General features: G+C 60.0%; 1 protein-coding gene. It reads right to left on the bottom strand.

Annotated features, from left to right (window positions below; translation table 11 throughout):
• Positions 1 to 480, bottom strand: a 480-nt coding sequence (locus J5M56_RS23990; RefSeq protein ID WP_207937939.1) for a GntR family transcriptional regulator, incomplete at its 3' end; no start/stop codon positions are given.
• Between the last annotated feature and the right edge of the window lie 78 nt (positions 481 to 558).

Here is a 558-nt window from a genome sequence, read left to right as displayed (position 1 = left end):
GGCGATGCGACGTAGCAGCGCGGGCAGGCCGGGTGGCGCTACCAGACCGCTCAGCGCGTTGTCAGTCCTGGCGGCCAGGACCGAGAGGCATTTGTTGAGCAACACGTTGGGCGTGAGATCGCTGTGCAGAACCGCCGAATTCAGCGATGCAGTGGTGCGCGACGCTGCTTTGGAGAGCATTGCGACCACCGCATGATTGACGTTGACGGTGACACTGGAGAAATCGAAAGCGCCGGATGGTTTTGCCCGCCCTGACGCCGAGACGAAGTAGCCGACGCGCGGCACCGTCGTCACGTAGGCCTCGGCCTCGAGGTCGGCCAGCGCCCGCTGCACCGTGGTGATGCTGGTCTCGAACATCCGCGCCAGAACGCGGATTGACGGCAGTTTCGCTTCGGCCGCCAGGTCACCGCTGTCGATCTGGCGAATAATCCAGTCCTTGACTATCCGCCAGCGCTTGTCCGGCAAATCAAACCTGTCCATAAGTTCTCTGTGATGATTCGAAACAATTCACAGAAAGTAGAGCAAAACGATCCCCGTTGCAGCAACTATGACGATGTT

Origin of the sequence: Pseudomonas sp. 51_B (assembly GCF_017491595.1) — a bacterium.
Classification (GTDB): Bacteria; Pseudomonadota; Gammaproteobacteria; order Pseudomonadales; family Pseudomonadaceae; genus Aquipseudomonas; species Aquipseudomonas promysalinigenes.
This window is presented reverse-complemented; position numbering and strand designations above follow the sequence as displayed.